General features: G+C 62.8%; 17 protein-coding genes, 1 tRNA gene and 1 pseudogene. 6 read left to right on the forward strand and 13 right to left on the reverse strand.

The window, feature by feature from the left end:
* Positions 1-2: 2 nt before the first annotated feature.
* The 5 genes and pseudogenes from CHEID_RS00165 to CHEID_RS00185 form a co-directional block, all read right to left on the reverse strand.
* Positions 3-1,469 carry a penicillin-binding transpeptidase domain-containing protein gene (locus tag CHEID_RS00165; RefSeq protein WP_273661150.1) on the reverse strand — a complete coding sequence of 489 codons (1,467 nt, stop codon included), beginning with the start codon at positions 1,467-1,469 and terminating at the stop codon, positions 3-5.
* A complete protein-coding gene (locus CHEID_RS00170; protein WP_112769583.1) occupies positions 1,466-2,893 on the reverse strand; it encodes an FtsW/RodA/SpoVE family cell cycle protein in 1,428 nt (475 codons plus the stop codon). The genes CHEID_RS00165 and CHEID_RS00170 overlap by 4 nt, the downstream gene beginning before the upstream one ends.
* A 959-nt stretch (positions 2,894-3,852) precedes the next feature.
* Positions 3,853-4,833 (reverse strand): annotated as a pseudogene (locus tag CHEID_RS10610) (PP2C family protein-serine/threonine phosphatase); the annotation flags it as partial.
* Positions 4,830-5,333 carry an FHA domain-containing protein FhaB/FipA gene (locus CHEID_RS00180; RefSeq protein ID WP_112769581.1) on the reverse strand — a complete coding sequence of 168 codons (504 nt, stop codon included), beginning with the start codon at positions 5,331-5,333 and terminating at the stop codon, positions 4,830-4,832. The pseudogene CHEID_RS10610 and the gene CHEID_RS00180, both read right to left, overlap by 4 nt.
* Positions 5,334-5,506: 173 nt before the next feature.
* Entirely contained in the window at positions 5,507-6,736 is a 1,230-nt protein-coding gene (locus CHEID_RS00185; RefSeq protein ID WP_112769590.1) for a DUF3662 and FHA domain-containing protein, read from the reverse strand.
* A gap of 377 nt (positions 6,737-7,113) precedes the next feature.
* Here CHEID_RS00185 and CHEID_RS00190 point away from each other — a divergent pair.
* The 5 genes from CHEID_RS00190 to CHEID_RS00210 all read left to right on the forward strand — a co-directional run bounded on the left by CHEID_RS00190 (position 7,114) and on the right by CHEID_RS00210 (position 11,934).
* Positions 7,114-7,200: transfer RNA gene (locus CHEID_RS00190), tRNA-Leu, on the forward strand.
* 838 nt (positions 7,201-8,038) lie between these two features.
* On the forward strand, positions 8,039-9,091 hold the full coding sequence (locus CHEID_RS00195) for a Fic family protein (protein WP_273661545.1): 1,053 nt from the start codon (positions 8,039-8,041) through the stop codon (positions 9,089-9,091).
* Between the two features lie 1,131 nt (positions 9,092-10,222).
* The gene (locus CHEID_RS00200) at positions 10,223-10,564 is read left to right on the forward strand and encodes a hypothetical protein (RefSeq protein ID WP_146743856.1); all 342 of its coding nucleotides are present in this window, start codon (positions 10,223-10,225) and stop codon (positions 10,562-10,564) included.
* A gap of 7 nt (positions 10,565-10,571) precedes the next feature.
* Positions 10,572-11,051 carry a hypothetical protein gene (locus CHEID_RS00205; protein WP_112769577.1) on the forward strand — a complete coding sequence of 160 codons (480 nt, stop codon included), beginning with the start codon at positions 10,572-10,574 and terminating at the stop codon, positions 11,049-11,051.
* Positions 11,052-11,457: 406 nt separating this feature from the next.
* Complete coding sequence (locus CHEID_RS00210; RefSeq protein WP_112769576.1) at positions 11,458-11,934, forward strand: hypothetical protein; 477 nt, start codon at positions 11,458-11,460, stop codon at positions 11,932-11,934.
* Here the strand turns inward: CHEID_RS00210 and CHEID_RS10500 are convergent.
* From CHEID_RS10500 to CHEID_RS00230, 6 genes are all read right to left on the reverse strand, one after another.
* Positions 11,885-12,580, reverse strand: coding sequence for an MFS transporter (locus tag CHEID_RS10500; RefSeq protein WP_112769575.1), 696 nt, complete (start codon positions 12,578-12,580; stop codon positions 11,885-11,887). The genes CHEID_RS00210 and CHEID_RS10500 overlap by 50 nt on opposite strands.
* 56 nt (positions 12,581-12,636) lie before the next feature.
* Positions 12,637-13,182, reverse strand: coding sequence for an MFS transporter (locus CHEID_RS10505; RefSeq protein WP_274520024.1), 546 nt, complete (start codon positions 13,180-13,182; stop codon positions 12,637-12,639).
* Positions 13,183-13,263: 81 nt separating this feature from the next.
* Positions 13,264-13,596, reverse strand: a complete 333-nt coding sequence (locus CHEID_RS00215; protein ID WP_112769454.1) for a YbjQ family protein — start codon at positions 13,594-13,596, stop codon at positions 13,264-13,266.
* Positions 13,597-13,734: 138 nt separating this feature from the next.
* Positions 13,735-15,405: a hypothetical protein gene (locus CHEID_RS00220; protein ID WP_273661153.1), complete on the reverse strand. Its 1,671-nt coding sequence runs from the start codon at positions 15,403-15,405 to the stop codon at positions 13,735-13,737.
* Positions 15,402-16,250, reverse strand: coding sequence for an ABC transporter ATP-binding protein (locus tag CHEID_RS00225; RefSeq protein ID WP_112769456.1), 849 nt, complete (start codon positions 16,248-16,250; stop codon positions 15,402-15,404). The genes CHEID_RS00220 and CHEID_RS00225 overlap by 4 nt, the downstream gene beginning before the upstream one ends.
* Positions 16,251-16,324: 74 nt before the next feature.
* On the reverse strand, positions 16,325-17,047 hold the full coding sequence (locus CHEID_RS00230) for a hypothetical protein (RefSeq protein WP_112769457.1): 723 nt from the start codon (positions 17,045-17,047) through the stop codon (positions 16,325-16,327).
* Positions 17,048-17,154: 107 nt separating this feature from the next.
* Between CHEID_RS00230 and CHEID_RS00235 the strand changes: the two genes are divergently transcribed.
* Positions 17,155-18,558 (forward strand): NAD-dependent succinate-semialdehyde dehydrogenase, encoded by a 1,404-nt coding sequence (locus CHEID_RS00235; RefSeq protein ID WP_112769458.1) that lies wholly within the window; start codon positions 17,155-17,157, stop codon positions 18,556-18,558.
* On the opposite strand, the gene CHEID_RS00240 is transcribed toward CHEID_RS00235, so the two are convergent.
* Positions 18,555-19,181 (reverse strand): hypothetical protein, encoded by a 627-nt coding sequence (locus CHEID_RS00240; RefSeq protein ID WP_112769459.1) that lies wholly within the window; start codon positions 19,179-19,181, stop codon positions 18,555-18,557. The two genes, CHEID_RS00235 and CHEID_RS00240, sit on opposite strands and share 4 nt — an antisense overlap.
* A gap of 401 nt (positions 19,182-19,582) precedes the next feature.
* Positions 19,583-21,022 carry a lipase family protein gene (locus CHEID_RS00245; RefSeq protein ID WP_112769460.1) on the reverse strand — a complete coding sequence of 480 codons (1,440 nt, stop codon included), beginning with the start codon at positions 21,020-21,022 and terminating at the stop codon, positions 19,583-19,585.
* Positions 21,023-21,112: the final 90 nt, after the last annotated feature.

Consider the following 21,112-nt stretch of genomic DNA (forward strand, 5'->3'; position numbering starts at 1 on the left):
GCTCACCGTCCCGATCCCGTGGCGGCGATTGCGCCGACGGCGGAGTTGATGACGGCGCGGCCGATGGGGCCGGCCACGGAGTTACCCGTGGCCTCCTGGCCCAGGTCGCCACCGTTTTCCACGAGCACAGCCACGGCTACGTCGGCCTCCGTGGAGAAGGCGATGTACCAGGTGTGCGGCTTGGAGCTGCGGCTGTCCTCGCCGTGCTCCGCGGTGCCCGTCTTGCTGGCGATGTTGCTCTGCCCGTTGGCCCACTTTTCGGCAGCGAGCATGAGCTCCTTTTCCTGGTCGGCGACCTCCTTGGAAATCGCCCGGTCCGCGACCTTCGGGGTGTAGGTGCGCAAGGGCTTGAGATCCGCGCCGGTGATCTGGTGGATGAGGTGGGGCTGCATCCGCACGCCGCCGTTGGCAATTGTCGCCGCATTGATGGCGTTTTGCAGCGGGGTGAGGGCGACGTCGCGCTGCCCAATCGCGGACTGACCCAGCGCCGCGCCGTCGGGCAGGTCCCCGAGGCGGGAGGTTTCCACCGGCAGCCCGAGCTGGGGATAGTCCCCGCCGATGCCGAAAGCGTTCGCCGTCTTGCGGAACACGTCCGCGCCGTTCTTCGTGGCGAGTTGAACGAAGGGGGCGTTGCAGGAGCGGCGGAAGGCCTCGTAGAGGGTGGTTTGGGAGCCGGAGCCGCAGGTTTCGCCGTTGTAGTTCTCCAGGGTGGTCGCCGTGTCCGGCAGAGTGATCTTGTTGGCTGCGGTGACCGGGGTGTTCTTGTTATCGCCGCTCTGCAGCGCGGCGGCGGTGGTGATGACCTTGAACGTGGAGCCCGGGGGCTGGGTTTGCTGCGTGGCCCGGTCCAGGAGGGGGGCATTGCTGTCTTGGGACAGGGCGTTGAAGGCCGCGGCGGAGGCATCCGGGTCCGGGGAGGCGATGGCCGAGGGGTCGAAAGAGGGCGTGGAGGCCATAGCTAGAACATCGCCGGTGGAGGGCCGGATCGCTACAACCGAGCCGGAGTAACCTTTGCTGCTCAGCTCGTTGAATGCCGTCTCCTGCACCGCGGGCAGGAGGGTGAGCTCAACATTGGCCCCCTGGGTGGGCTTGCCGGTGAGGTTGTCCCAGGTCCGCTTCGCGAATAGCGAGTCATCCTCGCCTGTGAGGATGGAGTTCTGGGATTGCTCGATGCCCGCCGCGCCGAAGCGGTCGGAGGCATAGCCCACGACGGAACCGAAGGCCTGCGGGTTGTAGGGGTAGCGCCGGTCGTACATGCCTTCCGCATCCGCGACGGATTCGGCCAGCACCTGGCCCCCGGCGGAAATTTGCCCGCGCGGCCGGTGCTTCATCTCGAGGAATTGGCGGTTGTTCAGGGGGTTTTCGGCCAGGGACTTTGTTTGAAAGGCCTGGATGTAGGTGAGGTTGGCGATGAGCGCGACGATGAGGAGGAAGCTGAACAGGGTGACGGCACGGATGGACTTGTTCATCGTTGCTTCTCCTTTCGTCGCGTCTTTCGGGATACGTGGGCGGCCGCGGCGGGGTCTGCTTGGGCCGCGTCCCCCGCACCCGGTCCGGCGGCTGGGGCCTCCGCTGCGGCAGCCGATGCGGCGGAGGGGTCAGGGGGGCTGACCAGCGGTGATCGGGCCGAGTTGGAGATCCGCAGGATCAGCGCAAGCAGGATATAGTTCGCCAGCAGGGAAGACCCGCCGTGCGCGAGGAAGGGCGTGGTTAGACCGGTCATGGGCAGCAGCCGGGACACGCCACCGGTGACCACGAACACCTGAACCGCGATGGTGAGGGCCAGGCCGGCGCAGACGAGCTTGCCGTAGGAGTCCCGGGCCAGCATCGCGGCGGTGAAGCCGCGCGAGACGAGGATGGCGTAGAGCACGAGGATGGCGGCCAGGCCGATGAGGCCAAGCTCCTCGCCGATGGCCGCGAGGATGAAGTCCGAGTGAGCGACGGGCACCTGCTGGGGATATCCTTTGCCCAGGCCGCGGCCGGTAACTCCCCCGAAGCTCATACCGAACAGGGCCTGCGAGAGTTGATAGCCATTGCCGTCGTAGTGGGCCACGGGGTCTAGGAAATTGGAGACGCGGTCTTGGATCTTGGCGGAGATGTTATAGACGCCAATTGCCCCGATCGCGGCCAAACCGAAGCCGATGAGAAGCCAGCTTGCCCGGCCGGTGGCGATGTAGAGCATCCCCAGCACGGTGGCGAACAGCAGTAGGGCGGGGCCGAAGTCGTTCTGGGCGGCGGAGATAAACAGCGCCAGGCCCCAAACCAGTAGCAGCGGCCCGAGATCCCGCAGTCGGGGGAATTGCAGCCCGAGCACGCGCTTGCCCGCCACGGTGAAGAGGCGGCGCTTGTTGACCAGCAGGGTGGCGAAGAACAGCAGTAGGAGGATCTTCGCGAACTCCCCCGGCTGGATGGAGAACGGCCCGATGGAGATCCAGACGTTGGCGTCCGCGTTCAAGCTGGTGGGCCACACGATGGGCAGCGCGGACAGCACAAGCCCCACGAATCCCAGCAGGTAGGAGTAGTTCTGCAGTCGGCGGTGGTCGCGGACGATCACGAGGACTGCAACCATGAGGCCCACGCCGATGACTGTCCACATGATCTGCGAGTTGGCTAGGGAAGCCCCCGTGGACAGGTCCAACCGGTAGATCATGACTAACCCGATGCCGTTGAGTATCGCAGCGATGGGCAGGATGACTTGATCGGCGTGCGGGGCCACCCAGCACAGCACGAGGTGGGCGACGAGGAAGATGACCGCAAACCCACCCACGAGGTAGAAGATGCTGGTCTTGATCTCGTGGCCTTGGGCGAGCTCCAGGGCCACGATGGCCACGAGGAGCAACAGGGCCGCGATGAGCAGCAGGCCCGCCTCGGTGCGTCGGCTAAACAGCTTCATCGGTTGCTCACCTCCCGGCAGGACACTCCCGGGGTGGTCAGATCTTCCGGCGCGGAAGCCTCGGGGGTCTTCGCGTCGGCGGGTTCTGCGGCGGCAGAGGGTGCGTTGTTCTCCGGTGCAGGGGCGCCGGGTGTACTCGGTGCGGCGGAGGGATTGGCGGGTTGCCCGCCACCGGGGGTGCTCCCCGGCTTGTCGGCCGCTGGTTCCCGGGTCACGCATACGGGCAAAGTCTGTGCGGCCAGCCGGTGGAGTTGCCCCACCACATCCTCGAAGGAGGCCTCCGGCATGGATTCCAGCAGGGAGCGGGCGGAGGGCTTGAGGTCTGTGGTGCTAAACCGGTGGCAATTGTCAGAGGATTGTGGGTCGATCAGTTGCAGCTTCGCGTTCTTATCCAGGCAGACTTCGTGGTCCGGTCGGTTGAGTGCCAGGCCCAGTACGGAGGTGTCGAAGCCCTTGCGGATAGCGATCTGCTCGCTGTTGCGGGCAAGGAAGTAGCTGGATTGGTAGCGCTGGTACCCCAGGAAACCCCCGATAATAAGGGCCAGGATAACGAGCAGCGCGAAGCCGCCAAGCAGCAACCGGCCGCGGGACTTCCGCTTGGACCGCCCCGTCGAGCCGCCCTCTAGGTCCTCATCGGCCGGCGGTTCCCCCGTTGCGGAATTCCGCCCCGGTCCGGCGGGGCGGCTTTTGCGGGCACGGCCCGTTGCGGAGCCGCCTGCAGCTCCGGCAGCCTCGGCAGTTCCGGCAACTCTGCCGGCGGTCGCGGCGGCGGCGTTCGCCCCTGTTGCCCGCTCATCGCTGCCTGTGCCGGAGTCGTGCCCGGGGGCCTGGACCACGTCGAAGCCATCGGTGGTGGCATCCGGGTCCACCCGGCCGGAGCCGCGCTGCGGTGCGCCTTCCGGGCGCGAGGGGCTGGCCATCGCGGGGCCCGCCGCGGAAGCGCTAGGGGTAGAGGTGGCGTCCTCACCCTGACTGGGCTCGGAGACCCCCTGCTCATCCTCGCCTTCGTCTTCCTCCTGGCCCACAATCGGCGAGACGGGCCGTGGGTCCTGTGTGTGTCGCAGGGAGGAGCCCAGCGCCGCCGCACGGGAGGCCGCGGAGTTCGGGCGGGGGAACTCGGCGGCGTCCGGGGCCACGGCTCCGGCGAGAACAGCGGCAGCGGGTAACTGCACGTTCTTATCCAGGGGAATCCCGCGCTCGTCGGTGGCCACCACGTCGGCGACAATCACCGTGACATTATCCGGTCCGCCGCTGCGCAGGGCCATCTCCACGAGGCGCCGGGAGACGTGCTCCGGGGTGCCTTCGGCGAGCACTTCCTCGATCGTCGAGAAGCTCACCGGGTCCGAGAGGCCATCGGAGCACAGCATGAAGCGGTCCCCGGCCTTGATCCGCACGGTGGTGAGCGTCGGCGTCACCGGCCGCCCGGTGAGGGCCTTAAGGATGAGGGAGCGTTGGGGGTGGGAGCTGACGTCGGCGGCGTCCAGCCGACCCTCGTCGACGAGGGACTGGACGAATGTGTCGTCCTTCGTGACCTGCTTCAGCGTGCCGCCGCGGACCCGGTAGGCCCGGGAGTCCCCGACGTGGCACACGGCTGCTTCGCTTCCCCGGAACAACAGGGCAGTGAGAGTGCAGCCCATGCCCTCTAGCTGGGGGTTCTCGTCGACGTGAGCTGCGATGTCCCGGTTTCCCTGGTCCGCTGCGGCGGCCAGGAGGGTGACGGGGCGGTCGGTCTGTTGGGGGTCGTCCAGCAGGGGCGAGTCAAGGGGTCGAAACGCGTCGATAAGGAATTGGGACGCCACCTCACCGGCCGCGTGTCCACCCATCCCATCGGCAAGGGCAAGCAGGCGCGGGCCGGCGTAGGCGGAGTCCTCGTTATTTCCCCGCACCAGGCCCCGGTCCGAGCAGGCAGCGAAGTTTAGCGCCAGGTAGGTCCCGCTCATGCGTCCATCCTCAGGTGGGTTTGGCCGATCCGAATCTCGGACCCGGCTGCCAGCTGCTCCGGCTGGTCCAGGCGTTGATTGCCGATCCAGGTCCCGTTGCGGGAGTCGAGGTCCTCCACGTACCACTCCGGGCCGCGCCGGATGAGGCGGGCGTGGGTTCCGGAGGCGAAGTCGTCGTCAACGACGAGGGTGCAGTTGGGGGAGCGGCCGATGAGGATTTCGGAATATCCTTCAAAGTCGAGTTGAGTTCCGGCCAGCGGCCCGGAGATGACGGTGAGGGCTTGGGGCGCGCGGCTGCGGCGCAGGCCCCGGGAGCCCCCCGCCGCTGCGGCGGTGGGGCCGAGGGCAGCACCGGATGCGTATGGACTCATACCGGCCGCGGCCATACCGGCGGAGGCGCGCCGGGCGTCCTTGTTGAGGCCGCGAATTGCCATCCAGATGAAGAACCACAGGACGACCAGCAGGCCCACCTTGGCCACCAGCAGCAGCGTGGTTTGCACAGTCCTCAACTCCTTGGGGTTTTGGGCACCGAAGGTGTGTTCACCTGGGGTTCTGATAGGGCCGCTACCTGGCCTTTTCTGCACTCCGGGCGCAACCGTTGGCAGTGCGTGGGGGAGGGAAGCGGCGGCATTTTAGCGGACGTGAACAGCCTAGTGTAACGGTGTCGAGACTCCTAGAGGAACTGCACCTCGATCTCGGAGTGACCGAGGGAAATCACATCTCCGTCGGCCAGGAGCCAGTTTTCGATGGGCATGTCGTTGACGGTGGTTCCGTTGGTGGATTGCAGGTCGGTGAGGACGGCGTCGTAACCGTCCCACTGAATTTCGGCGTGTTGTCGGGACACCCCGGTATCTGGGATGCGGAGGTCCACCCCGCTGCCCCGGCCGATAAGGTTCATGCCTCGCTGGAGCCGGTAGGTGCGGTTGCTGCCGTCCCGCAACAACAGGGTAACCGTGGGTTGCGGGGAGTCCACCGGGGCGCTATCCGGTACTGCGGGGTCTTGCCTTGCGGGGTTAGGCGGCTCGGGGTTGGGTGATTCGGAGTTTGATGGTTCGGAGTTCGGTGCGCCGCGCTCTGGTGGCTCGGGGTTTGGTTCAGCCGCATTGGGTGCTGCCGAGCTGCCATAAGCGTCTTCACCGGGGTGGCGGTCGCGTTGAGGTCCGGGATTGACGAGTGCAGCGAGCGATGGGTTGTTGGCGTCCTGAGACGATGCCGGGACGGCGGCCACCGAGGGTGAGGAGACCGACTGGCCGGGATCGGAGGAGGCAGAATTTTCTTCTGGGCCATCTGGCCGGTGCTGGTTCGCAGACCAGCTGTAAGGGTTGGGTGCGCCGGGATTTTGGGTGCCGCCCGGGGAGTGGCGGAAGTCCTGCGCCGAGGGTGCGTAGGAGGCACCGGTATCACCCGGGTTGTGATTCACGGGATAGTTCTCCGCCGGGTAACCCCATTGGGCATTCTGGGCATCTGATTGGGGTGTGGGCTGGGCGCCCGGCTGCGAACGCGGGTCCTGCGGCGGGCGCTGGGGGCGGTCGAAGTGGCAATCGCTTTTCAACTGGCCGGAGTGCAGCGAGCGTTCCGCGATGATCTCGATCGCAATGGGCCCGTTGGTACGCCAACCCTGGTTGCGGATAAACCGCGTCAGCTTGTCGGCCAGGAACTCCGCGAGGTCCGGACGCTTTTCTATCAAACTGAGGTGATCGTGCTCCGAGACGAATACACCGTAAAAACTGGGTGCCAGCGCTTCCCCGTCGGAGTTCACCATAACGGAGCTTTCGGCCTGCTGCTTGAGCAGATCGTCAATCTCCGCTGGGACCACTTCGCCCCCGAAAACGCGCGCGAAGCCGTTGTCCAGCCCACGTTGCAGCGAGCTGTCCAACTTTCGGAACTTGCCGAACAGGTCCATAAACCACCAAATCAAAGCCTCGGGAACGAAGGAGCGCCGTGGCGCATTTTCTGCTCCAGTATAGGGCCGCGGGGAATGCCGGCAGTTACCTCCTGAGGCGCGGTCCCCGTGGCTCTACAGAGTTACGCCCAGGGCCGGGGGCGCAACGGCGGAAGCATTGAAGACCCGTGGGCCGGGACGAGGGGTGATAGTTCGTTGGGGTTATCGTCGAGTGGCTCGGCCGGTCGAAATGACGACCCTGGAGCGGGGTGGCTGAAGCAGCGACGATCTGCCCTTTTGGAGGTACCGCGCGTGCCGTGCTAACGTTTTGGCTCGTCGCACCCGGGTGGCAGCAGTGCCCGCAAGTGTGACTACAACAGTAGAGATGTTGGAGCCACGGGCGAGTGGCGGAATGGCAGACGCGCTGGCTTCAGGTGCCAGTGTCCTTTTAGGACGTGGGGGTTCAAGTCCCCCTTCGCCCACCAAGCGGAATTTTCCAAACTGCGGGACCGGAGGTCACGGACTCAATAAGAGTTCGCGGCCTCCGGTCTTTCTGTTTCCCAAGGTGGTCGTTGCGCGAGCAATTAGATTTGGGCCGCGAGGGCGCTGGCCTGCAGCAACGCAGCGGAGCCTTGAACCTGCTGTAGATGGGCGCGGCTGCCCACTGATCGACTAGAAGCGGTGCTTCAGCCGGGTCGGCTCATCGTCTTGACCAGCGCAGTTGACTATATAGGTGATAGGTGGGCTGAAGGTTCGGTTCGCACGGTGGGGTGGGGGGTGCACTTGCAAATCTGCCTGGACCAGCGGGCTGAGGCGACGCTGCAAAGAAAGGCCGCGAAAGTTGGTGCGTGGTGGGCTCACCCAAACGTTTGTAGGAGTTCGAGAGCGACGTGCCAACGAGAGTCGGATAACGTTGCTGCGTAGTGGGTCCGTACTAACGTTTGGTGGGTGGCTGCCGTGGCGCCGCCGGTGGCACACTCCGGCCTAGTTCTGTCCGGGGTCTGGCTTAGCGTGCCACCAGCGGGTCGTCGGTAGGCATAGCTTAGGACGCAGATTTGCCAAGTAGGTTCTACGGCTACCGTGATGGTGACTGGGGCGCTAGACCGGCAACGACCGCGGAGAAGCACCAGCGGGCGGATCCCAGCATCTGTTTAGTGATAGCAAGCAATCTATCTGACTACGGATGTTGATCGGAAGAACGTGAAACCAGAAGACTACGAAAGCACCGATTTTGGAGAAGTCTGCATCGAAGCTGGAGTTAAAAACCCGTTTCACCTCTAGCTGCCCAAGCCGTTGCCCAGGGAGCTTGAGTACTCCAGCGAATTGGTAAGAGAACTTACGCGAGCTTCTTCCGCTTTGGGGCATTTGAAAGGGTTAAATGTTCTAATTTCTGACCCCAGGGTCCTCATTGGACCATATATCAAAAGGGAAGCGCTTGCTAGCTCGCGTATCGAGGGAACCCAAGCTTCACTGTCAGACGTGTTTGAGTCCGAAGTGTCGGAGGACGAAGTGTCCGATGATATTAAGGAGGTACAACGCTATCTCGATGCAAGTAAGTTAGCGTTTGAACTGCGCGAAAAGTTACCAATGACGCAACGGCTCTTGCTCAAGGTCCATAGAGTCCTGATGGAAGGAGTCCGTGGAGAGGAGAGGCAGCCCGGGAAGCTCAGAACCAGTCCCGTGTGGATCGGCGCATCCGGTGATACGCCCTCGACAGCACCCTTTGTTCCCCCATTACCGCAGTATCTCGGAGATCTCTTAACCGACTGGGAGAAATTCGTTAACGACGACGGCCAAAGATTACCGACGGTCATCCAGGCGGCGCTGATGCATTATCAATTCGAGACGATTCACCCATTTCTTGACGGCAATGGCCGCATAGGGCGTCTCTTGATCAATCTACTTCTTAGGGAGAGAAATGAACTGGAACACCCACTTCTATACCTCTTTCACTACTTTGAAACGCATCGGGCAGAGTACTACAACGCTTTACAGGGCGTGAGAGAGAAGGGGGACATCGAGAACTGGCTCAAATTCTTCTGCCGTGCTGTTTCGGAACAGGCAGACGACGCTGTTTTCCGGCCGATAAAAATGGTAGAACTAATCGAGGCTTATCGCGCACAGGCGGCAAGCGCCCGGTCAAACCTCCCTAGGCTGATAGACATTATCTCCATCAACCCAATCGTGACTGTGAGGTCGGTTGCTAAAGCACTTGGCATTACAGAACAGGGGGCCAGGAACATCCTTCGAACCGATGCCTCTAGTGAATTCGCATGGATAGATCGTAGTGGTACATCTGGACGGGGTGGTCGCGAGCGTTGGGTCGCAAGGGATTTCCTGGAAAGCATGGAGGGCCCAATGACGTATCTCGAATGATCCGACTCTAGGCTCACCTTCGTCCGTACGTGATAAAAACCCCTTTGGGGAAAAATGCTTTGAGTTCGTGTCCGAAACGCCCGTGGCTCGAAGACCACTTAAGCTACTGCTTCTCGTGACATGTGCGGAATTGGGGCCGCGACTAGCAACTCAGCCCCTTGCACAGGATCAGTCCGCATCCGTCGCGTCGCCGACCGGCTGCACCTCGGAGTCAGTGGGAGGAGTCACAGGTCCGACTACCGGCCAATTGACCCCTAGCCACACCGATCACGCTCCGATATCGACCGGCACTCCCATGCTCCGGTGCTGGCAACGGAGGAGGGCTTAGTTGGTGCCGATACCGAAGAACCCCCGTGGAGGGGCCGCGCCAAGAGCGCTGCGGTGATTTTCTCTAGGCCAACAAATCCCGAGGCTCAGCCCCGGTATGGCTTCTCCGACGCGCACCCGAACCCCGTGGGTGCAAGCATTACCGATCTCGAGAGCGGGAGGCAGATCTGCGCCGAGCTGGACCGGGCGATCGTCACGGTGTTCTTGGCAGGCGCATCGGTCTGCAACGCAGTAGGCGAACGGGCGGAGGGTGAGCGGGGGTAGCAAGTTTCCTTCCACCCCCAGCGCCCACCCGCGGGCTGTGTAAGCTTCCCATTGCACACCTTCCCTCCAGCTCGCACCAAGTCTAAAGAGAGGTCGCATGAAGCGTTTTGCATCTGTCGCCGCCTTGGCGCTCACGGCAGTAGATTACTGCCCTGCTGCCTAGGCCGAAGAAGACCCAATCAGGTTGTCGTCCATAGGGGTCAAGGAGCCTGAATTGACCCCTGGACAAGCCGCAGTCCTCCCAAAAAAGGAAAAGGCGCCGGGGTGGCGGTTGTACTCGGTCAGTCTCAGAATGACTTTCGATCAAAAGCTAGGCGCCTTACTTCTAACTGTATTGAGGCCAAACAGGAAGAGCTGATGGTCCAGGACTACATCAAGGCCCGTAGTTTTGAACCCACCCAAGTAAGGGTTGGGATCCCTTGCGGGGATGATGGAGAGTGTAAGTCGGCTGCGGCGGGGACCAGGACTAGTATCGGAACGATTGTGCCTCCCCTCCAGCCCATCGATGCTCTTCGCTTGTATTAGTAAAGGAGTCAAGCCATGAACAGCGTTCGTAGAAGGGTCTCCATGGGGCTGCTCACGGCGGCGGTGACGACGGCTGTCTTCACGCCGCAGGCCGGGGCGCTCGGACAGGATGACCAACGGGTCAAAGATGAACTGGGAACCTATACTGTGAAATGCGAGGTCCATCAGAAATCCGCAGGAGATCCGGTCGTTGGATTTGTTTACGGAAACAGTTCTAAGAGCGGTGAAGACGCCGAGCAGAGCTCGGGTGATTTCGTGAGTCTTTTCGGCCCGGATTATACAAAACGGCACTGTGAGACCCAACTGCGATACACACCTCTGGGTGCCTACAACGTCGATGGCCGACCGAAGGAGTAGATGAGTTATGTACATCGGGACAGAACCGTGGTGTTTCTTCACCGATTTTGTGTGTGCCTACAATGATCTACAGCAAGCGAAGGTGCGGCACATGGGGGCTATAGACGGGGTTCGGCACCTTTACTTCACCGAAGACGCCGACAACCGCACCGAGTTTTCTGAGATTGTTCTCTGTTCGGAGCAGGCTCTTCATCAAGGCCATAATCAGCCCTTTTTCGACGAGATGTTTTCTCGCATAGTTGACACGAATGAGGATGTGAGCTGGGATGACAAGGGCGCATATGCAAACTTCTGCTTTATGGCTGTCATCAATATACCGGCGCTGAACCAGTACCGGAAAGAAAAGCACATCGAAAAGCTGGCCAGTATGCTAGCCCTCGAGTTTGAGGACCCGGAGGACCCGAAACCGGTCAGATTTCCGTCGAAAACCCGAGCTATTCGTGTCAGCAAGGATGCCCGGGAAATCCCAGGCTGCTCCTACCAGTAGTCTGAGGTGTGACCGCGCCCGGTGAGGCCAACGGTCCAACCGAGAATTTCCCTCCCGACCGGCAACTCAATCCCGCAAGGGAGCCATCGTTTTCGCGCCGTCCATCTGAGCCCGGAACGAGACGCCCATGAGGAGTCGATGTCACTGTTGTTAAGGACTTGAACGAGCCCAGGCTGGTCCGGGCGATGGTAGCCGAGTTCCTTTTGACCTTCCGTTCAGCCAAGCTCTTACTGAACGTGTGGGAGACGAACCGGGGTCAACGGTTGTTTTCCCGCCCCTGGCACCGCGCAGACTCCCGTGATAACTCTCCATTGTACACTTCCCATCGAAAATAGCCAGGCCAAGTCGACGTATACCCCTGCGTGTGCCTGAGATACTGATGTCCGACCGATGGAGTATATAAGTCATGTATATCGAGACCGAACCGTGGTGTTTCATCACCGAATTCGTGTGTTCCTATAACGAACTGCAAGATGCGAAGCTTCGGCATAGAATGTCCGTAGACGGCATTCGGCACCTGTTCTTTACCGAAGACGCCGACAACCGTTCTGAGCTTTCTGAGATTGTCTTCTGCTCTGAGCAGGCTCTCCACCAAGGGCACAATCAGCCCTTCTTCGATGAGATGTTTTCGCTCATTGTCGACACAAATGAGAATGTGAGCTGGGATGATAAGGGTGCATACGGAAGCTTTTGCTTTATGGCTGTCATCAACATTCCGGCGCTGAACCAGTACCGAAAAGAAAAGCACATCGAAAAGATGGCCTATATGCTATCCCTCGAGTTTGAGGACCCGGAGGACCCGAAACCCCGCAGGGCTCCGTCGAGAACCCGAGCTATACGTGTGAGCAAGGATGCCCGGGAAATCGAAGGCTGCTCCTATTAGTAGTTAGATAGCGAGGCGAGAAGACCGCGGTTAACGCTGCGGTGCCACATCCCGACGGCACAAACGCGTTCGCCGCCCCCAGGCAGTCCACAACGGGTCCACCGAGAGCGTATCCGATGAGCATCGCAGCTGAGTTCGTCGAACCCATTGTGGAGAATGCCTTTCGCCGGACATCTGCCGGTACCGCTGAGGACACGATCAACCGCAGGGCACTGACTTGCCCCGAGTTGCATACGCCAGCAACGAACAGAAGGGCGATGTATGTCGGCAGGTTCCGCCCGAAGCCCACGGCCAGCAGAGCCAACCCCATGACAATACCGCCAGTGGTGAGAACCCTCGCAGCGTGCTGGCGGCCGAGTCGAGAGGCCGCCCTAGCCCCGAGTAGCCTACCGACCAGAAACGCTTGGGTCAGGATAGCGAAGGTTATCCCTCCGGCCCGAAGGGTGTCTAGTGCGAAGAAGACCAGCGCCACGTTGTAGATCGATGTGAAAATGATCGCGGCCCAAATTATCTGGAACGCGCGCCGCGATGCAGGATCTTGGAGAAGCAACCTTGGCGCCTGGGTTATCTTCGAGACGAAGCTCTGCTGTCCGCCATGTTCGGACGCCGCGGGCCTTCCCTCCGGGCAAAGACGGCAAGACAACATCCCATTATCACTGCCGCTGCCATCTCGGAGGAAACGGCTAACCTCAGTCCGCCGATCTAGAAGAGAACACCGCCGATTCCCGGTCCGATTAAGCCGCCTAGTAACCGGGCGGTGTCCAGACGCACATAGCCCTTTGCCTCCGCATGCTCTCCTGAATCGGGACCGATCAGACTGACGAGGTGATAAATCGACGGGCACATGATCCCCGCAGTGATCGAACCAATTACAGTACAAACCAGCAACACAGGAAAACTAGGCAGAATAAGGATCAGCGCTAGTGAGGCGAGATCCACAACGGATGCAAATAGCGCAACTCGGCGTGGCGACCATCCGTCAAGGATGGGTACCGTTAATGGGACTAGCGCGATGTTTGCAATCGCGTTACACAGCAAGATACTCGACACCGCTGCAGCGCCATGGCCGTGACGAGCCGCAAACACGGAAACCGCCACCGTTGTCATGGCGCCGGTTAAAGAGGCTACGAAGTAAGCCAGTATTAGCGGCGAGGTCGCCGGGCGACGTCGCTTAATCAACCTTCTTGCACCCAATGATCCATCAAAGTGTTTCTGTGATCGGCTCCGAAACTCGGAAGAGCCGTGCACCGGCAGCGTCCCAGGGCCGTCCCCGGGGCGGCAGGTCGGGTTAGCCCCCGTCCACCGTTCCCGGCCCCTACCCCCTACCCCCTACTCCGCTTCGGCCGGCTTAAACGTCACTGCGGTGCCGCTGGCGGAGACCATCACCATGTTTCCCTGGCCCAGGGTGAGGTAGTCGATGTCCACCCCCACAATCCCCTGAGCACCGAGCTGCATGGCCCGCTCCACCATTTCTCCCAGCGCGGTTTCTCGAGCCTGCAGGATTTCGCTTTCGTAGGAGCCGGAGCGTCCGCCGACGATGTTGCGGAAGCCCGCTCCGATATCCTTCAGGGCATTGATACCCGCGACGGTTTCGCCCGCTACCACGCGGATGTACTGGTCGATTTGCAGTCCCTGGACTTCGGGGGTGGTTGTCACAATCATGGGGGTTCATCCTTTCTGCGCCGTGTCTGTCCGGTAGCAGGTGGCGCCCCACGTCCCGCCGCCCTCTGGCGAGGATGAACCGCCACGTGCGGATTTAGACTTTATCCGGGGCCAACCTCCTCCGCTGACCAAACGGCTTTACGTCCAGTTGCGGACCTTCGCAAAAACCTCCGGCCACCGCCGTTCTAGGCGCTTCCCGGCAAGCTGCCTGCCCAAGAAAAACCCGCCGATACCCAACCCCAGGTTGAGCACCGCCCCGGCCCAGAACAGCCCGCCACCGGCGTTCATCATGACGATCCCTGGGATCATCGGCACCCACACGCCGACAAGTACCAGCAGCATCGTCACGAATGCGCCGCTGGAGTAACCGCTGCGGTCCTTCATGGGGTTTGTGCCCGGCCGAGCCGTGGGGAATGGATTCGCCACGCTGAGATAGGCCCCCAAACCTAGCCCCCCAAGCAGGCCCGCCACGCACGTCACGGCCAGCAGCATCCAGGTGCCGTCAAAGCCCGCCATCGCTCCGAGCACGGCAAGGTATGCCATGAGGAAGGGGGCGCTGACCGTCGCGGATACTGCCATTCTTGCGGTCACCATCGTTCGCCCGCGCACTCCAGCGGCGATGTGTACCCAGTTCCCCGGCCCGTCGTAGCCGTAGTCGTTGCACATGTTCAGCGCCCCGGTGGTTGCCAGCAGGAATGCCCCGAACATTTGGTTGCCGACAATCCCGCCGCCGGCACTCTCGCCGCCGCCCTGGAAGACCCCCGTGAGCAGGAAAAACACGGCCAGCAGTGGCATGGTGAAGATCGTGTAGAGGAACCGCGTGTCCCGCCGCCAGTAGCGAAGCGCCCGGGAGTACAGCGCCCCGCCGACGGTATTCTGCGTCCACGGCACCAGCAGCTTTCCAGTGCCCCGGGTAGTTCGGTTGCTCTCGCTTGTCTCGGCCACTTTTTTCATTGCGGACGCCAAGCCCGAGCGCCACGTCACCCACCCCACCCAGATAGTTCCGGCGGCAATAACTAGCTGGGCGGCGCCATACAGCCACTGCCCGTAGGCGAGGGACACTCCCATACCCCCGGCTGCGCCCAGTGGGGTCCAGCCGAGGACGGTGCCGAGCCGCGCGAGGGAATTGGCGTCCACACCCATATTGATCAGGACGTTGAATCCCAGAATGAGGACGATGAACGCAAAAGATCCGACGAGGGCCAAGCGTTCTTTGAGCGTCCGGGTGCCAACGGAGGATCCGAGGCTGGCTATCGCCTCACCGCCGACAATCGTGACAAGAAGTGCCAGGACCACGGCCACGGCCCACCCGGCGATCGCAACGGCCAAGGGGGCGGGGAGGGCGCCTCGGTCGGCGGCGGAAATGAGTGCTGCCGTGCCGAAAGCGAAGGTGATCAGCGAGTTCACCACCGCCAGGATGCCGCGGGTCTGCAACACAGCGGCCCACATCAACCCGGGAGTGATGCTGCGTATGGATAGCGGCAGCGTGACGATTCGGCCGGGCTCCAACTGGTTTTCCCCGCTGGGGTACATGACTGTGATGAGCCAGTACATCAGCGTGCCGGCGGTGAGGGTCAACCCCATGGCCCGGAAATCGGCCCGGCTTGCAGCGTCGATGATGAAGCCGCCCAGGCCCAGGCATCCGAGCAGGCCGTAGATCACCACGAAGATGGCGAAGAAGACTTGGCTGGGATTCTTGCGGAAACTACGCCGCCACAGGACCCGATGCAGGCGCAGCAGTGTGCCGGTGGTGGCCCCGGTGGCAGGGGCTTGCCGAGCGGGGGCGGGTTGCTGGATGGGGGCGCTCATCGGCGGGCCTCCCCGAGCCAGCCGAGGGAGTCGGCATCCAGGGATCGGCCACCCACGAGCTGCACGAACAGGTCCGAGAGGGATTGCTGTCCCCGCACCTCGTCGATCTGGCCGCTGGCCAGCACCTGCCCCCGGGCAATGACGGCCACGTGATCGCAGATCCCCTGCACAAGCTCCATCACGTGGGAGCTCATCACCACCGTGCCCCCGGCAGCCACGTAGTTGTGCAGGATCTGGCGGATGACCTGTCCGGAAACGGGGTCCACCGCCTCGAAGGGTTCGTCCAGGATGAGGATTTCCGGACGGTGCAGCAGCGCGCCAGCCAGCAGAATCTTCTTGGTCATGCCGGCGGAGTAATCGACGATGTATTTGTCCTGCGCCTCCGCCAGGTCCAGCGCGCCGAGCAGGTCCTTGCTGCGCTTGTCCACCACGCTGGCGTCCATCCCCCGCAGCAGCCCCAGGTACTCGAGGTACTCCCGTCCGGAGAGCCTGTCGAACACGGGTAGGCCGTCGGCCAGCAGGCCATAGGCCGCCTTGGCGGCGAGGACCTCGGCGCCATCGGGTTCTGGGTGCTGGCCCGTGCCGGCGGCCCAGATGTCGTGGCCGCAGACAACGGCGGTGCCCGCGTCCGGTCGCAGCAGGCCGGTGGCCATCATGATTGTGGTGGTTTTGCCCGCCCCGTTGGGGCCCACCAGACCGTAGAAACTACCCCGCGGGATGTCCAGGGAGAGGTTGTGCACCGCCGGTGAGCCCTCGAAGGCCTTGGCGAGGCCCCGCAGGGCGAGGGCGGGCTGGCGTGGGTCCTGAGCGATGGGTGCGATGTGCGCTGGGGTCCTGGCGTCCATAAGAACTGAGATTTGCACAGGCCCCCTGGGCGCGCAACAGCAGACCTGATTTCGATCGAGGGTGGGCTAGGCTTCTACGCCCTGCTGACCAGGCCGATGGTGTTGATGGTTCTCTCTGGCCCGGAGATCGTGAAGCTGTTGGACCCGGATGAGCAGCGCAATACTTGATCGGCAGGTTTGGCACAGGTGACTGCGCCGATAGTGACCTGCTGGCCGGTTTCCAATGCTGGCTGGGAGGGAGAGAGCACCTCGAAGACGGTATACCGCAGGCCCTGCGAATTCAGGGTGATGCCATTGGGACGGCTCTCATGAAAGGCTTCCCCGCTCACCCCAGGTACTGAGGGGTCAGCCTTGCCGCTGCAGGTAGTTCCGCTGTCGTTAGCTCCGCAAACCACCACCTTGTTGCCGCCCCAAGCGGCCTTGAACTCGTATAGGGAGCTGCCCCGCCGAAACGATTCCGGGGAGACCGCCTGCAGCGTCGCCGTTGCCGCCGAGCCCGCGTCCGATTGCGGCGAGCCACCCTGGTTCCCGCCGGGGGAGGGGTTGGTTGATTCCATTGCGGACGCCGATGCCCCCGCGCCGGCTGAGGCAGACGAGGACGAGACCGCGCTGCTTTGGTTGGAGAACGCGGCGGTGCTCGCTTCGCCTGGGGTGTCGTCACCGTTGCACGCGATCAGACCGAAGCTGAGGGTTCCCAGGCTCAATGCGGTGCCGAAGATGACGATCGCGGGTTGGCAGCGCGGCCGCGGCAGTGTGGAAGCGGCGGAAGTGGGCACGGAGGCATTGTGTTCGGTCATACCGCGAACCTAGGCAGGCTTCGGCCCCCGGAGCTTTAGTTCTAGGGAACTGTCCCCAACGCAAAACCTTCTCACGGCCTGAAATTGTGACGTGTATAACGGTGGCCATGGCTACCTTTGCACTCGAAAACCCAAACACCGGGCAAACGGAAAAGACGTTTGACCGCATCGACGATTCCGATCGCGATGCCATCCTGGACCGCGCCACCGAGGCCTACCAGCCCTGGCGCACCACGGACATCGCCACCCGCGCCGAGGTCCTGCGGAAGGTTGCGGATCTCTACGACGAGCGCGCCGACGAGCTGGCCGACCACATCGGCCGCGAGATGGGCAAGCTGCTGCGCTGGGGCAAGGCGGAGCTGCAGATCGTCTCCGGCATCTACCGCTACTACGCCGAGCACGCCTACGAACTGCTGGCCCCGGAGGAGCTGCCCGCCCAGGGTGCCATCCGCAGCTACGTTGAGAAGGAACCGATCGGCGTTCTCCTTGGCGTGATGCCGTGGAACTTCCCCTACTACCAGGTGGCTCGCTGGGCCGCCCCCAACCTGCTGCTGGGCAACACCCTCGTGCTTAAGCACGCCTCCATTTGCCCGCTGTCCTCCCAGGCCTGCCAGGATCTGCTGGAGGAGGCGGGTCTGCCCAAGGGTGTCTTCCAGAACATCTACGCATCCGGTTCCCAGATGGATGCTTTCATTGCCGACAAGCGGGTGGCCGGGGTTTCCCTCACCGGTTCGGAGGGTGCCGGGTCCGCCGTCGCATCGACCGCCGGTGAGCACTACAAGAAGTCCCTACTCGAGCTCGGCGGTAATGATCCTTTCCTGATTCTTGACGACGCCAACCTAGACAGCGTTTTGGAACAATTCGTCAAGATCCGGATGTACAACACCGGCCAGGCCTGCAACGCCCCTAAGCGGCTGATCGTTCAGCGCAGCTTCTACGACCGCACCGTCGAGCTATTGGAGCAGAAGATCTCCGCCCTGACTGTGGGCACCTACGATGACGAGAGCGCGGACGTGGGTCCGCTGAGCTCCATCGGCGCGCGGGACGACATCGTCGAGCGCCTGGAAAAGGCCACCGCAGCCGGGGAAGCCACCGTCCGTGTGGGCGGCAAGGCCCTGGACCGGGACGGCGCCTACATGGAACCGACGCTGCTCACCGACGTAGACCCGAGCGCAGATGTGGGCTGCAATGAGATTTTCGGCCCCGTCGCCATCGTCTACCCGGCCGACAGCGTGGAAGAGGCTGTGAGCATCGCCAACAACTCGGACTACGGCCTGTCCAGCTCCGTGTGGAGCACCGACCTGGACAAGGCCCACGAGGTGGCCCGTCAGCTCGAGGACGGCATGACCTTCGTCAACGAGCACTCCGTCACCGCGCCGGGCCTGCCCTTCGGCGGGGTGGGACGCTCCGGCTACGGCCGCGAACTCGGCCGCTGGGGTGTTGGCGAGTTCGTCAACGAGCACCTCTACCGGGTGCGTCCCCAGGACGGCGGCGGGAACTCCCCGGCCTAACCCGTCTGCGCGGGCTGGTCACCGGAGCTGGGGTTAGCACTGGGTCCACCGTTCGGTCCGTCCGGTCCCCGATCGCCCTCCTGGGCTTCGTGCTGCTGGTGCATCTCATCCATGGCCTGGGTGACCTTGGAAACATCGATGCCCAGGGCATCGGCAAGCTCCTGGTCCATCTGCTTCTTCTTCGCCTCCATCTCCTCCTTGGAGGGCTTCTGATGCGGCTGGCCGGGCTGGCCCTGCTCCGCGCCGGGCTTGGGCTTGTCGTCCTGGTGTTTCTGCCGGACGGTCTCCAAAGCGTTGTGTAGCTTGTCCTGGCTCACCCCCAACTTCTGGGCCAGGGCGGCCTCGTCGAGCTTCGGGCCGTGATGCCCATGGCCGCCGCGGTGGCCCCCGTGGGGCTTGCCCGGTTTGTCCGGCTTGCCACCCTGATCCGCCCCGGGCTGGGGTTGGTCCTTCTGGGCGTCGGGAGCACCCGGCTGAGCTTCCCGCTGGATTGCCGTCTGGCTCCCGGTCTGTTCCGCCGACGGGTTCCCGGAAGCGTGGGCCAAGCCAGCTCCGGCGGACAGAGCCACTGCCGTTATGCCCCCGGCCAGAGCCAACTTTTGGGGCCATTTCACGTTGCGCATGTTCCTAGTCTCCTTAGGTCTCGATTGCGCGGACAATGTGAACCCGACGACGCTCGAGAAACCCAGAGGGAAGGGGGTGGAGGGCAGCGCGATGAGCCTGTCTCTTTTACCGCCCGGCCCTCCGGCTATTCGGTGGAGCGATGTGACCGTCGGGGCCACTGAAGAGACAAGGTAACGATGCACTGTTGCTGCAGCATGAACCTATCCGGGCAGGTCAGTAGGGATTTATTCGAGGGCTTCTGCCCCCTACACGGGGAGGGTGTGGGGGCGCCCTGTTTAAGACGTCCCCAGCACATTTGATTCCTCTCGCCGGCCTGGTAAAGGGCGGTAGGCCGACCCCAAGGGGGCCAACCAAGCGCTGTCAGGGGCTCCCGAAACTCCCTAGACACCCAGGTCAGTACCTAGAACTGGCCACAATTGGACGGGGCCGGAACATTATTGAACCGGTCGATCAGGTAACCATACGAGGTCGGAAGCTGCTCGATAAGGGGGAGGGCGTGGTTAACCGCCGATTTCGGCAGGATCGGTGGTATCTCGCTGGCGACAAACTGCACCGCGGAGCCCGTAGAACAATAGTCGGCGGCCATTTGCCGGGCTTGACCAAATGGAATGGTGTCGTCGGCCCGTCCATTGATCACCAGCATCGGGGCGTTGAGCTTTCGCTTACCTAGAATCTGCGCGTCCACAATCGCCCGCAGGTCGGGGAGACGATCGAGGAGCTCGTTGAACGATTCACCGGTCTTCGTCAGTGTTCGAGTGTCGGTGAAACCGTAGGCACCGACCGTGTCGACGATGCAGCGATCCTCTGTTTCCTCCAGGAAACGCTTACCCTTTTCGTTGAATTCCTGGTCCACCAAGTAGGCCAACTGAGGTTCCCGCTCGAGTTCTCCGTTGAGTACATAACCGAGTACACCCGCGATGGCGTTGCCGTCCACGGCCTTGGCAACCTCGTACAGGTTGGACGGCGGGGCACCGGCGTAAGTGCCCTTGAGGTTGATGTCCGGGGCATATTCCTCGGCGTACTCGGCGGCTGCAGCAGTAGCGCCCCCGCCTTGGGAGTAACCGTAGAACCCCACAGGGGAATCCGCAGGCAGCTTCAGCGCGGCCAGTCCGGCGCGGGCGGCATCTAGGGTGGCGTGTGCTTCGTCTCGCGTGTTGACGTAGGTGTGGGCGCCGGGGGTGCCGAGCCCGATGAGGTCCGTGGCCACCACGCGGATGCCCATTGCGCTGGCCAGATACATAAAGGGCAGTTCGTAGTCCAGGCCCACGGACAGGTTGTTCGGGTTCGCTGCGGCAAACAGAGCGGCTTCCCGGGAGGGGGCGCACACATCCGCAGCGCCGCGGGTGCCCGGGGCGAAGACGATGGTGGGGGTGGGACCCTTGCCGCGCCATGAGGTCACCGGCTCGATAGTGAAACCGCTGACGGCGACGGGGTCGCCCTTTTCCGTGGTAGAGCTGTACAAAATCTTCTGGGCCGAGCCCGCCCCGCCGTTGGCGAAGGGGTTGAGCAGCTGCGGTGCGGGCTCCGTGCGAATTAGGGAACCGGGCTTGGTGGGAAGGTTGGCGGGGGGAAGGTAGAAGGGGTCGTTGGGGTTGTACACCCCCGGTAGCGTCTCGGGCAGCGCAAAGCCAGGGTTGAAAGGCACGGTCTGGCCGAGGACCGTAGATCCGGCAAGGCCCGGGTCCGCTGGGCTGACGGCGCCGGGGGGAGTTGCCGGGGTGGCCTCGGGCTGTGCAGCGGCCGGGGCAGCGAGGAGGGCGGAGACGCCAGCTTGAATGGCAAGGGCGCTGGCCACAGCGGTGATGGCGGCGCCGACTCGGGAGGGCTTTAGAGTTCGCATGACGGTGAATGTAGTGCTTTTCCCAACAAAGCATGAAGGTTTTGACAAACTAAATGCGCGATTCTTCAGATGCTCTGCGGAACGCCATTG

Source organism: Corynebacterium heidelbergense (assembly GCF_028609845.1).
Lineage (GTDB): Bacteria > Actinomycetota > Actinomycetes > Mycobacteriales > Mycobacteriaceae > Corynebacterium > Corynebacterium heidelbergense.

Bases quoted from the DNA above. Each gene is read 5' to 3' on its own strand.
- CHEID_RS00225 (WP_112769456.1), bottom strand. From the start codon at position 16,250: ATGGACGCCAGGACCCCAGCGCACATCGCACCCATCGCTCAGGACCCA.
- CHEID_RS00245 (WP_112769460.1), bottom strand. From the start codon at position 21,022: ATGCGAACTCTAAAGCCCTCCCGAGTCGGCGCCGCCATCACCGCTGTG.
- CHEID_RS00185 (WP_112769590.1), bottom strand. From the start codon at position 6,736: ATGGACCTGTTCGGCAAGTTCCGAAAGTTGGACAGCTCGCTGCAACGT.
- CHEID_RS00205 (WP_112769577.1), top strand. From the start codon at position 10,572: ATGTACATCGGGACAGAACCGTGGTGTTTCTTCACCGATTTTGTGTGT.
- CHEID_RS00235 (WP_112769458.1), top strand. From the start codon at position 17,155: ATGGCTACCTTTGCACTCGAAAACCCAAACACCGGGCAAACGGAAAAG.
- CHEID_RS00215 (WP_112769454.1), bottom strand. From the start codon at position 13,596: ATGATTGTGACAACCACCCCCGAAGTCCAGGGACTGCAAATCGACCAG.
- CHEID_RS00220 (WP_273661153.1), bottom strand. From the start codon at position 15,405: ATGAGCGCCCCCATCCAGCAACCCGCCCCCGCTCGGCAAGCCCCTGCC.
- CHEID_RS00200 (WP_146743856.1), top strand. From the start codon at position 10,223: ATGAACAGCGTTCGTAGAAGGGTCTCCATGGGGCTGCTCACGGCGGCG.
- CHEID_RS10500 (WP_112769575.1), bottom strand. From the start codon at position 12,580: ATGTTGTCTTGCCGTCTTTGCCCGGAGGGAAGGCCCGCGGCGTCCGAA.
- CHEID_RS00230 (WP_112769457.1), bottom strand. From the start codon at position 17,047: ATGACCGAACACAATGCCTCCGTGCCCACTTCCGCCGCTTCCACACTG.
- CHEID_RS00170 (WP_112769583.1), bottom strand. From the start codon at position 2,893: ATGAAGCTGTTTAGCCGACGCACCGAGGCGGGCCTGCTGCTCATCGCG.
- CHEID_RS00165 (WP_273661150.1), bottom strand. From the start codon at position 1,469: ATGAACAAGTCCATCCGTGCCGTCACCCTGTTCAGCTTCCTCCTCATC.
- CHEID_RS00240 (WP_112769459.1), bottom strand. From the start codon at position 19,181: ATGCGCAACGTGAAATGGCCCCAAAAGTTGGCTCTGGCCGGGGGCATA.
- CHEID_RS00210 (WP_112769576.1), top strand. From the start codon at position 11,458: ATGTATATCGAGACCGAACCGTGGTGTTTCATCACCGAATTCGTGTGT.